At 62.8% G+C, this 12835-nt stretch carries 11 protein-coding genes; 7 read left to right on the top strand and 4 right to left on the bottom strand.

Annotated features, from left to right (window positions below):
* The first annotated feature begins 494 nt into the window (after nt 1-494).
* The 4 genes from H582_RS29625 (at nt 495) to H582_RS0125185 (ending at nt 7465) form a co-directional block, all read left to right on the top strand.
* Nucleotides 495-4928: a M20/M25/M40 family metallo-hydrolase gene (locus tag H582_RS29625; RefSeq protein WP_052333668.1), complete on the top strand. Its 4434-nt coding sequence runs from the start codon at nt 495-497 to the stop codon at nt 4926-4928.
* Between the two features lie 301 nt (nt 4929-5229).
* Nucleotides 5230-6069, top strand: coding sequence for an ABC transporter substrate-binding protein (locus H582_RS0125175; protein WP_028600753.1), 840 nt, complete (start codon nt 5230-5232; stop codon nt 6067-6069).
* A 23-nt stretch (nt 6070-6092) separates the two neighbouring features.
* Entirely contained in the window at nt 6093-6746 is a 654-nt protein-coding gene (locus H582_RS0125180; RefSeq protein ID WP_307719995.1) for an amino acid ABC transporter permease, read from the top strand.
* Nucleotides 6743-7465, top strand: a complete 723-nt coding sequence (locus tag H582_RS0125185; RefSeq protein WP_028600755.1) for an amino acid ABC transporter ATP-binding protein — start codon at nt 6743-6745, stop codon at nt 7463-7465. Before H582_RS0125180 ends, H582_RS0125185 begins: the two co-directional genes overlap by 4 nt.
* Nucleotides 7466-7584: 119 nt before the next feature.
* On the opposite strand, the gene map is transcribed toward H582_RS0125185, so the two are convergent.
* From map to H582_RS31520, 4 genes are all read right to left on the bottom strand, one after another.
* Entirely contained in the window at nt 7585-8328 is a 744-nt protein-coding gene (map, locus tag H582_RS0125190) for a type I methionyl aminopeptidase (RefSeq protein ID WP_028600756.1), read from the bottom strand.
* A 91-nt stretch (nt 8329-8419) separates the two neighbouring features.
* Complete coding sequence (locus H582_RS29630) at nt 8420-8782, bottom strand: helix-turn-helix domain-containing protein (RefSeq protein ID WP_043112094.1); 363 nt, start codon at nt 8780-8782, stop codon at nt 8420-8422.
* A gap of 119 nt (nt 8783-8901) precedes the next feature.
* Nucleotides 8902-9735, bottom strand: coding sequence for a lipase family protein (locus tag H582_RS0125200; protein ID WP_240479082.1), 834 nt, complete (start codon nt 9733-9735; stop codon nt 8902-8904).
* Nucleotides 9736-9915: 180 nt separating this feature from the next.
* Nucleotides 9916-10080, bottom strand: a complete 165-nt coding sequence (locus H582_RS31520) for a DUF1328 domain-containing protein (protein WP_028600758.1) — start codon at nt 10078-10080, stop codon at nt 9916-9918.
* Between the two features lie 348 nt (nt 10081-10428).
* On the opposite strand from H582_RS31520, the gene H582_RS0125210 reads away from it, so the two are divergent.
* The 3 genes from H582_RS0125210 to H582_RS32650 form a co-directional block, all read left to right on the top strand.
* On the top strand, nt 10429-11031 hold the full coding sequence (locus H582_RS0125210) for a DUF948 domain-containing protein (RefSeq protein ID WP_028600759.1): 603 nt from the start codon (nt 10429-10431) through the stop codon (nt 11029-11031).
* 146 nt (nt 11032-11177) lie between these two features.
* Nucleotides 11178-12332, top strand: coding sequence for a PP2C family protein-serine/threonine phosphatase (locus H582_RS0125215; RefSeq protein ID WP_028600760.1), 1155 nt, complete (start codon nt 11178-11180; stop codon nt 12330-12332).
* Between the two features lie 128 nt (nt 12333-12460).
* A partial coding sequence (locus H582_RS32650; protein ID WP_205621438.1) for a hypothetical protein occupies nt 12461-12835 on the top strand: 375 nt, incomplete at its 3' end.

Consider the following 12835-nt stretch of genomic DNA (forward strand, 5'->3'; position numbering starts at 1 on the left):
TCCGCGCGTAGCGGGCCAGGCCGAGGGAGCCGAGCTCGCTACGCACAGTATTTCCGCGCGTAGCGGGCCAGACCGAGGGAGCTGAGCTCGCTATGCACAGTATTTCCGCGCGTAGCGGGCCAGACCGAGCGAGCTGAGCTCGCTACGCACAGTATTTCCGCGCGTAGCGCCCTCGATCTAGCGAGGCAATTCCTCCCGTGGCAGCTAAACCCGTCCATCTCCATCGCCGCCGCCATAGACGCGGCAGTTGCGTTCCGCATGCAACGGCATGCGTTCGGATAAGTTTGGTCTCGGAATCTATGAATAAAGATGCAGATTGATCTCGATTCGCGCCCGATCGCGATTTTTCGCTATTTTCTCAAAAAAGGGCTGGGCAGAAGGCGGGCGGGGTGTTATAATTTCTCCCATACAATATACAATGTTATGAATATTGTATACATAGCATTCAGCGAGCAAGGGGAAGAAGAGAGATTTCATTCGGGGAGGAATGAACGTTGGTCGAACAGAAGCGCAGCAAAAAGGCGAGAAAGCCGTTCCTGGCGGCAGTCGTCGCGCTGTCCGTCGCAGGCACGCTCGTATCTCCGGCTGGTTGGGCGGTCACAGCCTATGCCCAAGAAGCCGCAGTCGTCACGGAGCCGACAGCATTGCCTTACAACGTACTGGCGAGCACGTCGCTGCAGCCGGGACAAGCCGGCTACGACGCGTATGTGTATCTGAACCATCTGGCAGGCGCGATCGGTGCTCGTCCGGCGGGCTCGGCAGAGGAGCAAGCGGCCCGGGATTACATCAAGCTGCAGTTCGAGGACATGGGCTACAGCCCTACGGTCACGGAGTTCACGTATACGACGAAAACGACTCAAGGCAAGTCGAGCAACGTCGCCGCCGTCAAGCACGGCAAGTCGCCGCGCACGATCATCGTCGGCGCCCACTACGACAGCGTGAAGGCGCCGAGCAAGGGTGCCGACGACAACGCCTCTGGCGTCGCCGTCATGCTTGAATCCGCTAAAGCGGTATCGCAGCAGCAGGATCTGCCTTATACGATCAAGTTCGTCGCTTTCGGCTCGGAGGAAAACGGCCTGCAGGGCTCCAAAGCCTACGTCGCGGCCATGACCGAGGAAGAGAAGGCGAATACCGTCGCGATGATCAATCTCGACAGCCTCGCCGCCGGCGACAACATGTACGTCTACGGCAACGAAGGCGAGGCCGGCTTCGTCCGCGAGCAGGCGCTCGCCATCGCGCAGCGGCTGAACCTGGACCTGCAGACGCAGCTGGGCGAAAACGCCGAGTATCCGGCCGGAACGACAGGCGACTGGAGCGACCATGCGCCGTTCGAGGACGCGGGCATTCCGTACGGTTATCTGGAAGCGACCAACTGGAGCCTGGGCGACAAGAACGGCTACACCCAGACGGAGAAGGACGGCGAGATCTGGCATACGGGCAAGGATACGCTGGACTATTTGAACACGAACTATCCGGGCCGCATCGAGGAGCGCCTGAGCACGTTCGCGTCCGTGCTGACGCAGCTGCTTCGGGAAATCAAGGAGCCGGGCGCGAAGCTGGAGCTGAGCAGCGACAAGGCATCGCTGACGAAGAAAAGCGAGATCGAAGTCGAATTCACGGTGCCGAGAGGCTTTACCGTATCGGATGACACCTACTTGAACTGGAGCTTCGGCGGCAAGCCGCTGTCCGACTGGAAGCAGCGCGACGCCAGCGCCAAGCCGACGAGCAATGCCTTCATTTATTTGAAGGACAAGCCGGTCGTCGCAAACGGCAAGGTGACGGCGACGGTTGTGTTCGACCAGGCGTACAAGGTCAACAATCAGCCGTACGAGCAGCTGAACGTCTCGCCGTCGACGCTGCGCCGCGACTATCCGAGCCTGCTCGGCACGCATGAGCTGATGGTGACGGACAAGCAGGGCGAACGCATCGGCTCCGCGCCGATCAAGCTGAACGTGTACGACTCGTACCGCACGTACGACGAGATCCGTCCGGAGATCGACCGCATCACGGCCGAGGCCGAGTCCAAGCCGGGCCGCTATATTAAAACGGAGGTGCTCGGCAAGTCCGTGCAAGGCCGCGACATCAACTTCACCGTGCTGGCCAAGGACAAGGCGTCCGTCGACCAGTACGTGAACGAGACGCTGCCGCTCATGATGGACGATCCGGCCGCGCTGCAGGCGAAAATCCGCAGCGGCCAGCTGACCGGCTACAAGGTGCCGATCTGGATCAACAACATCCATCCGGACGAGGCGCCGGGCGTCGACGCGATCCTGAACTTCTTCGAGGAAATGACGAAGAAGGACGAGATTTCCTACGAGACGACCGATGCCAGCGGGCAGAAGCAGCAGGTGACGATCGACATCGACGAGGCGCTCGACAACGTCATCTTCCTGATGAACTTCACGCAGAACCCGGACGGGCGCTTCCTGAACACCCGCGCCAACGCCAACGGGTTCGACCTGAACCGCGACAACTCGTACCAGACGCAGCCGGAGACGCAAATCGTCGCCAGCGAGATCGCGAAATGGTCGCCGCTGTCGTTCCTGGACCTGCACGGCTTCGTGGGCGAGTTCCTGATCGAGCCTTGCACGCCGCCGCATGATCCGAACATCGACTACGACCTGCTCATCGACAGCATGGTCGAGCAGGCGGATGCGATGGGCCGCGCGGCGATCGCCAACACGTACTACGACAAGTACCATATCCCTTACCTTGAGGCGAAGAAGCTGGCCGAAGGCAAGGATGGCGAAGTGATCGCGAACGCGACCGGATGGGATGACGCATCTCCGGCCTACACGGCGGTGTACGCGATGCATCACGGAGCGCTCGGCCATACGATCGAGATTCCGGAGCTCAACGAGGAGTCGACGACGGCGCTGCTGTACACGCTGTTCGCCTCGACGGACTATGTGATCCACAACAAGGAAAAGCTGTTCCTGAACCAGCTTGAGGTATACAAGCGCGGCGTGGACAACGTTGACAGCCCGAACGTCGACCAGTATCTCGTGAACGCCGAGTACAAGCCGATCGGACGTCCGCGTCCGGAAGGCAAGAGCTTCTTCCCGGACTATTATGTGCTTCCTGTAGACGCATCGCTGCAAAAGAACGCGCTCGAAGCGGCCAACATGGCGAACTACCTCATCCGCAACGGCGTGAAGGTCGAGCGCACGACCCGTCCGGTCCTCGCCGGCGGCGAGCTGTATCCGGCCGGCACGTACATCGTGCCGATGAACCAGGCGAAGCGCAGCTTCGCGAACCTGGTGCTGTACGACGGCATCGACGTCTCCGACTTCGGCGAGATGTACGCGGACATCGTGCAAAGCTTCTCTTATATGAGAGGATTCGACCGCTATGCCGTCTATGACAAAGGCGCATTCGCCGGCGCCACGGAGCGCGCGGCCAAGGCGGCCAAGCCGGCCAGCTCCCTCTCCGGCAGCGGCGACGCCTATGTCATCCGCAGCACGAACAACGACGCGGTCCGCGCGGTGAACGAGCTGACGGCGGCCGGCAAGACGGTCACGCTGCTGACGGCCGGCGGCGCGGGCTACGAGAAGGGCGACTACCTCGTCTCGTACGAGAGCCTGAAGCCGCTGCTCGCGAAGTATTCGCTGCAAGCCGTCCGCTACCCGGGCGGAACGATCTACGGCAAGCCGCTGCCTGCGGTGAAGGTCGCCGCCTCCGGCGTGCCGGCGTTCGCCCTCAAGGATCTCGGCTTCAACGTGACGACGGACGCCGCTGCGAGCGACGTGCTCGTCAATACGTGGAACAAGCCGCTCGTCGAAGCGGGCAAGCCGTACATCGGCTACGGCCGCGCGGCGATGAGCACGCTGAAGACCTCCGGCCTGCTGCCGGGCTTCGACTTCAAGACGACGGGCAGCACGCATGAGGGCCTGTTCAAGGCGACGATCAGCCAAGACAGCCTCATCGGCGCTCCTTATGAAGCGGATGACTATCTGTATACGCAATCCGGAACGTTCGTGACGAGCGTGCCGAGCGGCTCGACCGTCGTCGCCAAGGCGAGCGGCGATCCGGACTTCTTCATCGCCGGCTGGTGGCCGGGACATGATGCGGTCAAGGGCCAGACGATCGGCTTTACGTACCACAAGGATCTGACGTATGTGACGGCATTCTCCAACGAGCTGACGAACAAGGCGCATCCGCAGGCTCAATACCGCCTGCTGGCGAACGCCATCTACAACGCGGCGACCAAAGCCGAGTTCGCGGATGCGGGCAGCATCGTCGCGCCGACGCCGACGCCGGATTCGGGCGGCCCGATCTATGTGCCGACGCCGACTCCTACGCCTAGCCCGACGCCGACTCCGTCGGCAGAGCCGACGGCTACGCCTAGCCCGACGCCGACCCCGGTCGTCGTGCCGAACTTCAAGGATCTCGGACCTGTCCTGAGCTGGGCGGGAGCGGCCATTCAGGAGCTTGCGGCCAAAGGCATCCTGAAGGGACTGACCGAGGACGCCTTCGGTCCGAAAAAGACGCTCACCCGCGCTGAATTCCTGACGATGCTGGCGCGCGCTTACGGGCTGCCTGCCGCCAGCGGCGGGACGAGCTTCAGCGACGTGCCGGCGGGAGCCTGGTACAGCGAGGCGATCGCCAGCGCCGTAGCGGCCGGCATCGTGCAGGGCACCGGCACCGGCAAGTTCGAGCCGAATCGCGCCGTAACCCGCGAGGAGATGGCGATCATGGCCGCGAACGTCTGGAAGCTGAAGGCTCAGCCTGCCGCTCCGGACACCGCTTCGACGCTTGCCGGCTTCGCCGACCAAGCCAAAATCGGCGGCTACGCCAAGGACGCCGTCGCGCTGCTCGCCAGCGCCGGCATCATCCTCGGCACCGGCGACGGCAACTTCACGCCGAAGGGCGACGCGAACCGCGCCCAGGCGGCGGTCATCGTCAGCCGCCTGCTGGCGGTATCCTAGATGCCGAGCGGAACCTAGCATGCGAAGAAAGGACTGCCTGCGGGCAGTTCTTTCTTGCTGCTAAGACAAGCAACGGATGAAGCGATGATGCGGTAATCCGATAAAGCTTATTATTTTGCTTGCAGCATCGACATGCAGGGAATAAATGCTAGTATTTTGGGTAATATTGTTAAGTCGACTGCCTAATTATGCCCGGCAGTTGTGCGGGAAGTCCGGCAATGTTATACTGGCTTCCGGTAATTAATTATTACTTTTCGTGCATAATTCATCACAACTCATAGAGGCAGGGGAGATGCAGCCAATGAAAAAGGTTTGGACGGTTACGATTGCGGCAGCGCTGCTGCTGACGGCATGCGGACAAAAGACGACGAACGAGGGCGGAGCGGGAGCGACGGCTTCGCCGGCGCCGACGGCGGAGGCATCGGCAGCCCCGGGCGGACTGCAGATGGACAAGCTCGTGCTCGGCACGAGCGCGGACTACGCGCCTTACGAATTCCACAAGAAGATCGACGGCAAGGACCAGATCGTCGGCTTCGACATCGAGATCGCCAAGGAGATCGCCAAGGATCTCGGCGCCGAGCTGGAGATCAGCGACTCGGACTTCGACGGGCTGCTGCTGGCGCTGAACGGCGGCAAGGTCGACCTGGTCATCTCCGGGATGACGCCGACGGAGGAACGCAAGCAGAACGTCGACTTCTCCAAGATCTACTATAAAGCGGAGCAAGGCGTCATCGTGAAGAAGGGCGAGGAAGGCAGCTACGGCTCCCTGGACGATCTGAAAGGCAAGAAGATCGGCGTGCAGAAGGGCTCGATCCAGGAAGGCATCGCCAAGGAAGTCGAAGGCGCGAAGCTGACGTCGCTGGCGAAAATTCCGGAGCTGATCCTGGAGCTGACGAGCGGCCGCGTGGACGCGCTGATCGTGGAGAAGCCGGTCGCGGACCAATACGTCAAGACGCAGGACAGCATCGCGCTGGCGGACGTGAAGATCGAGCAGTCGGAAGAGGAAGCCGGCTCGGCGATCGCGATCAAGAAGGGCAATCAGGAGCTGCTGGACGCCGTGAACAAGACGATCGACCGCTTGCAGGCGAGCGGCGACATCGACCGCTTCGTCGTGGAAGCGAACGAGCTCGTCGGCGAATAAACGACGGACGGAGCGTTCTATAGATGAACTTGAACTTTTCCTTTCTGGATGAGTACGGCTCGTACTTCATCAGCGGCGCGTGGGTGACGCTGCAGCTGTCGTTCTTCGGCGTGCTGCTCGGAACTCTGTTCGGCATCGGCTTCGCCCTCATGCGGCTGTCGCGGATCTGGATCGTCAAATTCCTGGCGACCGCCTACATCGAGATCATCCGCGGCACGCCGATGCTCGTGCAGATTCTCATCATCCACTACGGCCTGACGAACTTCGGCGTCAACCTGCCTGCCTTCGCGTCCGGCGTCGTCGCGCTGACGATCAACAGCGCCGCCTACATGGCGGAGGTGTTCCGCGCCGGCATCCAGGCGATCGACAAGGGCCAGATGGAAGCGGCCCGCTCGCTCGGGATGTCGCGCTGGCAGGCGATGCGCCTGATCGTGCTGCCGCAGGCGTTCCGCAACATGCTGCCGGCGATCGGCAACGAGCTGATCGTCATCATCAAGGACTCGTCGCTCGTCTCGACGATCGGCATCGCGGAGCTGCTGTACAACGCCCGCACCGTGCAGGGCAATACGTTCATTCCGCTGGAGCCGCTTATCGTAGCGGCCGGCGTCTACTTCATCATGACCTTCACGCTCTCGCAGCTGCTGGGCGTGCTGGAGAGGAGGCTGGGCAAGCGATGATCGAGATCCAGGGATTGCGCAAGTCGTTCGGCAGCAATGAGGTGCTCAAAGGCATCGACGCCAGCATCCAGAAAGGCGAGGTCGTCGCCGTCATCGGACCGAGCGGCTCGGGCAAGAGCACGTTCCTGCGCTGCCTGAACCGGCTCGAGGAGCCGACTGGCGGCACGATCCGGTTCAAGGACCGCGACGTGACCGCGGCTCAAAAGGAGCTCAACGAGATCCGTCAGAAGATGGGCATGGTGTTCCAGCATTTCAACCTGTTCCCGCATATGTCCGTGCTGGACAACCTGACGATCACTCCGTGCAAGGTCAAGGGCTTGAAAAAGGAGGAGGCCGAGCGGATCGCGCTGGAGCTGCTGCGCTCCGTCGGCCTCGAGGACAAGCGGGACGCGCGTCCCGACAGCCTCTCCGGCGGCCAGAAGCAGCGCATCGCGATCGCGCGGGCGCTGGCGATGCAGCCGGAGGTCATGCTGTTCGACGAGCCGACGTCCGCGCTCGACCCCGAGATGGTCGGCGAGGTGCTCGACGTCATGAAGCGGCTGGCGCAGAACGGCATGACGATGATCATCGTCACGCATGAGATGGGCTTCGCCCGCGAGGTCGCCGACCGGCTGATCTTCATGGACGGCGGCTACATCGTCGAGCAGGGCGACCCGCGCGAGGTCATGGCCGCTCCGCAGCATGCCCGGACCAAGGAGTTCCTGTCCAAGGTGCTGTAAGCAGCCGAGGCTGAGCCGCTTGCAGCAGCCGGTTCTCCGCGGCGGCCGGAGTCGTGATTGACGTTCCCAGGCACAGATGTGCCTGGGATTTTTTGTTTGCTGGATGCCCCCGGCCTCCGCTACAGCACGGTCAGGATGTGCGGACCGTCCTCCGTGATCGCGACGGAATGCTCGTACTGGACGCAGATCGAGCGGTCGGCGGTGCGGGCGGTCCAGCCGTCGCTGTCGACGAAGGCGCGCCAGTCGCCGAGCGTGAACATCGGCTCGATCGCCAGCACGAGGCCGTTCTGGAGCAGCGGGCCTTTGCCCGGCAAGCCGTAGTGGGGCACGGACGGCTCCTCCCACAGCTCGCGCCCGAGCCCGTGTCCGCTGAAGTCGCGGACGTTGCCGTAGCCGCGGGCCCGGGCGAGCTGGTCGACGGCCGCGCCGATGTCGCCGACATGCCGTCCCGCGACCGCCTGCGCGATGCCGAGGAAGAGCGCTTCATGGCAGTCGTGCATGAGCCGCCGGATCGCCTCGGAGACGTCGCCGACCGCGTAGGTCCAGGCCGAGTCGCCATGGAAGCCCTGATAAAAGGCGCCGATGTCGATCGAGATGACGTCGCCCTCGGCCAGCGGCCGGTCATCGGGGAAGCCATGGCAGATGACGTCGTTCGGCGCGGAGCAGATCGAGTAGGCGAAGCCGTGATGCCCTTTGAAGCTTGGAACGGCGCCGCGCTTGCGGATCATTTCTTCGACGAGACGGTCCAGCTCCAGCGTCGTGACGCCGGGCTTCACCCTTTCCTTCAGCAGCTCGTGGCACTCCGCCACGATTTGGCCGGCCTTGCGCATGAGGGCCAGCTCTTCCTTCGTTTTCAAGTTCATGGAATCCCTCCTGTTGGAAAAGATGCGGCGCCGAATGTCCCTCCCATGCAGGCCCTCGCCGGCGTCGGCTGCAGCCGCCAAGGCAGCCGCATCAGAATCCGCGCAATCGCAGCGCGGATCGATAGGCTTCGAGGCTGGCGAGCAGAAACTCGCGCTCGTCGGCGCGGAGGCCCGAGAGCGCGAGCGGATCGTCGCCCGACCGAGGAAGCGACGGAGGAACGGCAGCCTCGGCCGAGAGGCCGAGCAGGTGGTCGGACGACACCCCGAACAGGCGGCACAGCCGAACCAGCATGTCATAGTCCGGCGCATTGACGCTGTTCTCGTATTGGGAGACGGTCGACTTGGCGACGGACAGCTCGTCTGCCAGCTGCTGCTGCGTCCAGCCGAGCCGCTGCCGCTGCGCGCGCAGACGGCCGCCGAGGCCGATGCGGCCGGGGGCGTTCGAAGTCGTCATGGGTCAAGGCCTCCTTTGGCCGGACAGCCGGCATGGAATCGCCTCATTATAGCGCAGCGCGAGCGCGCGCAAAAGGCGTCCTTCTCCGAGCAGGCGGGAAAGGACGTCTTTGGCCAGGACTAGCTGCCCTCGCCGGGCAGCTTTTGCGCGTTCGGACACCAGCCGATCGGACTGCGGCACATCGCGGCGGCGAACTCGGGCTCCCGTGCCGCCAGCGCGTTGAAGTAGCCGAGCAGCACATGATTGCCGGAGAAGCTGCCGCCGCTGAAGTCGAGCTCGGCCAGCTCGCTCACATGGGCGTAGTAGTAGATCAGCTTTGTTCGCGGATCTTGATAGACGAGCGGCGGCAAATAGGTGACGATGTCGTTGCTGTTCGCCAGCCGGAAGCTGCGCGGGACAGCTTTGGCGTACGCCTCGGCAAAATCGGAATCGCCGACGCGCGGCGCGGCGAACGTGTAGACGATCGGCTTGCGGACGGGGTCGTTCTTCGCCAGATCGAGAGCGGCCAGCGTCGCGAGCGCGCCGCCGAGGCTGTGTCCGGTCAGGAACAAGGGCTTGCGCGCTCCGGTCCGTCCGAGCAGCTCCCGCAGCTGCGAGCGCAGGCTCTCGTAGAGGGAGGTGAAGCCGCGATGGGTTTTGCCGCCGTCCTTGACGATGGCGTAGTCGACCTGCTCGGCCATGAAGTCGGTCAGCCACTCCGACGTCGAGCTCGTGCCGCGGAACGCGGCGACGACCGCATGCGGCGATTCGGCGACGAAGCCGAACGGCTGGGCTGGGGCTCCGGCATGCCCCCCGGCCTGAAAGACGCCGACCACCTCGTAATCGTCGGGCAGCCGCACCTTTCCCGTTCCTTTCAGCAGCAGATAGGTTTGTCCGCACACGGCCGCAAGAAACAAAGCCGTTCGCTGATCCATGACAGGGGTGGCGCTGCTGAGTTTCACTTTTCTGCTCACGCTGCCCAGCTCCTTTGGCGCTAGAGTGCTTGTAGAGCAGTATATGCAGCAGCGCATCCGGTTGCGCCTAAGCCCAGAGCCGATGCCGGGATCTTCTTCGCTATAAAATAGAAACATCCCGATGCCCTCGTCAAAAGGGATCGGGATGTCTCGTTTAAATTCGCTGCCGCTTGCCTAGCGTCAAGGGGTCGTTCGACGTCCGGTAATGAGGGAGATGACGAACAGCACCAGGAAGACGAAGAACAGGATTTTCGCGATGCCGGCTGCGGCTCCTACGATGCCGCCGAAGCCGAAGATTGCGGCGACGATGGCGATGATCAGAAAAATAACGGCCCATCTCAACATGGGATTCACCATACCTTTCAAAGTAGAGTTGGTTGGCGCGGATCCGGATGATTCGGCTTGCCTCTGCTGGAGGCTTCCGAAGCTTTCGGATCCGCCGGACGGTTGCTTGCCGTCCGCTGATGTAGCTGTATTAACCCTGGCCTTTGAGCCCTAAACAATCGTTCCCTGAATTTGTCCGGCCTTACATCTAATCTGAATTTTTGAGCGCGCTCGCGACCCTGCCGACCTGCGGCTACCGGCCGCAAAAGCTTTCCAGCGGCCGATCCGTTGATTGGATCGACGAAGCCCGGGGTATTAACGCTTAAGTCAAAATCGGTCGATAAGAGCCGTCTGAGGAGGATATAGAACATGGACTATTTGATTGGAATCAGCGTGCTGATCATCGCCATTTCGATCGCGGTGCTCGTCGTTTATTTGGCTCAGACGCTCAAGAAAGTGCAGTCGTCGCTTGACGCGGCGAGCGGGGCGATCCGCGAGGTTCAAGGTGCGGTGCAGGAATGGAAGGGCGATGTCGACGAGCTGGTCGTAAGCGTGAAGGATCTGACTAAACAGGTCAATCACCAGATCGATGCCGTCGATCCGCTGATGGCTTCGGTCCGCGAGGTCGGCACGACCGTGCATGAAGTCGCCGCTGCCGCCCGCGAGTTCTCCACCGGCTGGACGAACCGCCTGCGCCGCAAGGCGCATGAATCGGCGGTGACGGCCGAGCTGGAGGAAAAGGGCCTGAAGTCGAGCCTGCCCGCAGCGGAAACGGACGCTCGCAGCGGCAGCGCCGCCGCTTATGCCGGCACGGCCGTGCCGCTGCGCTCCGGCGGCTCCGCTGCCGGCCAGCCGCCGAAGAAGGTTCCGGTGCTGGCCGAGGACGCTTCCGGCTCGCCCGCATGGGTCGGCTGGCTGGACGTCGGCATCCAGGCGGCGCGCCTGATCCGTTCGAGCCGCTCCAAAGCCTGATTCGTACGAGCCGCGCCGCGCGGCGGCGGCTGGACTTTGCCGGCAAGTTGCTTTAGGATAGAACCAAACGTTTGGCTATAAAGGCAGGCAGGGGGGCCGCTTCGGCTGCCTTGCTTTTGCCGCGATTTCGGGGAGAAGGAATCATCATGCGGATAGTAGTTGTCGACGATAACGCGATGAATATAACGGTCGTTCAGGAGATGCTCAAGCGGGCAGGCTACTGGGACGTGAGGGCCGCTGCCTCCGGCATGGAGCTGTTCGCCATGCTCGGTCTGGAGGAGAACGGCGCCGAGCCGGCGGAAGGCATTCCGACGCCGGACGTGGACCTCATCCTGCTGGACATGATGATGCCCCGCATCGACGGCATTGCGGCCTGCCAAGCCATTCAGGCGTCGGAGCGGCTCCGGGACATCCCGGTCATCATGGTCACGGCGATCGGGGATTCCAAAAAGCTGGCCGAGGCGCTCGATGCCGGCGCGATCGACTACGTGACCAAGCCGATCAACCGCATCGAGCTGCTCGCCCGCATCCGCGTAGCGCTGCGGCTCAAGCAGGAGAAGGATTGGCATCGCGAGCGCGATCGGCGCATCCGCGAGGAGCTGCAGCTGGCCAAAGAGGTGCAGTCGGCGGCCTTGCCGCCGAAGCTGGAGGAGAGCGGCATCGTCATCGATGCGATCTACCAGCCTTCCGAGGAGCTGTCCGGCGATCTGTACGCCTGGAACCGGATCGACGAGCATCGCTACGGCATCGCCGTCATCGACGCGATGGGCCACGGCATCTCGTCGTCCCTCGTCTGCATGTTCATCGCTTCGGTGCTGAGGGACGCGATGGTGACCAAGGTCGAGCCGGTGCTCGTCATGGAGGAGCTCAACCGCCGTGCGCTGCAGCTGCAGTTCGCGGATCAGCTCATCCAGTATTATTTCACGGCGCTCTATATGGTCGTAGACCTGCAGCGGGGCACGGTGGAGTACGTCAATGCGGGCCATCCGCCGGGACTGCTCGTGCGCGCGGGCGGACAAGGGACGGAGGAGCCGCTTTCCGGCGGAGGCATGGCGGTCGGATTGTTCGAGGGCGTCACCTTCCAAAAGCAGGTCGTGGAGGTGCAGCCCGGCGACCAGCTGCTGCTGTTCACGGACGGCCTGCTGGAGCTGGTGAGCGGACCGGAGGAGGGCCGGCTCGAGATGCTGATGGAGCGCATGGCCGGAGCCGTGCGGACGAGCGGCTCGCTGCATGAGCTGCTCCTGTCCGAGGACGGGCCTCGGCCGGACGACTGCTGCCTCGTGCAGATCGGCATCCGCTGAGCGGCTGCCCGCCTTGCCATCCGATGGAATTGAAAAAGGCCTCAAGCTCTGAAAAGCAGAGCTTGAGGCCTTTTTTTGCGAGGAGCTGCCGGCTCCTGCGCCAACACGCTCAGGACCGTAAGAACGGCATGAGGTCTCATCGGTTCGTCGAGGCTGGCATTGCCGGGGAGTCGAAAGTACCCTGGCTGGTGGAAATGAGGCGCAACGGCTCCACGAGGGAGTCGAAAGTGCCCTGGCTCGATGAGGCGTGGCAAATCGACTCGATGAGGGAGTCGAGAGTACCCTGGCTGGTGGAAACGCGGCGTATCGGCTCCACGAGGGAGTCGAAAGTGCCTTGGCTGGTGGAAATGAGGCGTATCGGCTCCACGAGGGAGTCGAAAGTGCCTAGGCTGGTGGAAATGAGGCGCATCGGCTTCGTGAGGGAGTCAAAAGTACCCTGGCTGGTGGAAATCCGGCGCATCGGCTCCACGAGGGAGTCGAAAATGCCTGGGCTGGTGGAAACG

Origin of the sequence: Paenibacillus pasadenensis DSM 19293, assembly GCF_000422485.1 — a bacterium.
GTDB lineage: Bacteria > Bacillota > Bacilli > Paenibacillales > Paenibacillaceae > Paenibacillus_O > Paenibacillus_O pasadenensis.